General features: G+C 76.5%; 1 protein-coding gene. It reads right to left on the bottom strand.

What is annotated here, in order from left to right; translation table 11 throughout:
- Positions 1–186: 186 nt before the first annotated feature.
- Positions 187–966, bottom strand: a 780-nt coding sequence (locus G3I40_RS00895) for an alpha/beta fold hydrolase (RefSeq protein ID WP_164300213.1), incomplete at its 5' end; no start/stop codon positions are given.

Genomic DNA, 966 nt, shown 5'->3' with positions numbered 1-966 from the left:
AGTGAGGCCGAGCTGCGGGGCGACTGGGTGCGCGCGCACCTCGCGGCGGCCGGATACGAGGGCCCCGCCGACTCCGTCCAGGCGATCAAGGTCCTGCGGACCGCGGAGCCCGCCCTGAGCCTGTACGCGGCGGTCCGCCTGGCGAAGGATGCGGAGGCGGCCGAGCGCCCCTGACGTCAGGGGCGGTCAGCCGCCGAGCCGCTCCACCAGCCAGTCCGCAGCGTCCGGCAGCCACGCGTCCCGTACGTTGCCGAGCAGGTGGTCCCCGCCGGGCACCGACATGTAGACGGCGCCCGGGGCCCCGGCCGCGAGGCGCGCGCCGTTCTCCACGCCGGGGATCACGTCGTCCGCGCCGTCGACCACGAGCAGCGGCACCGCGATGCGCGCCGCCGCGCCCCGCAGGTCGACACGGGCGAGGAACTCCCGTGCGGCGTCCGCCGATCCGGCCCGCTGGGTGAGCGTCTCCCGGACGAAGGGCACCGTGTCGTCCCAGCCGGTGATCCGGGACGGCCCGCTGACCGTGACGGCCGCGCGGATCCGCGGTTCGTGGGCCGTGCTCCATGCCGCGTAATAGCCGCCGAGGCTGAGCCCGACGACGCCGACAGGGACCGGGCCGAGGCGCTCGTGCAGCGCGTCGACGACGCGGGCCAGCACCTTGTCGTAGTCGGCGGTGACCGTCGTCGTGGCCGCTCGGACGCCCTGGCCGGGGCCGTCCATCGTGAACACGGCGCTGCCGCGCGCGAGCAGGGCCTCGGTGACGTCGTGGAACTCCTCCTTGGACGAGTCCAGGCCCGGGACCACGACGACCACCCCGCGGGCCGCGTTCCGGGCGCCGCGCAGCCGGCCCGCGTACGACGCGTCGTCGATGCGTACGGCGTCGGGTTCGAGGAGGGCGAGCGCGCGGTCCATCGCCGCGTCGGCCGACGCGGCGGCGTCCGCGGCCAGTTCGCGGTCGGGGTGGGGCAG

The sequence above is a fragment of the Streptomyces sp. SID14478 genome, from assembly GCF_010548525.1.
In the GTDB taxonomy this organism is placed as follows: Bacteria; Actinomycetota; Actinomycetes; order Streptomycetales; family Streptomycetaceae; genus Streptomyces.
Note: the sequence above shows the minus strand (reverse complement) of the source record. Positions and strands in the feature narration are given on the sequence as shown.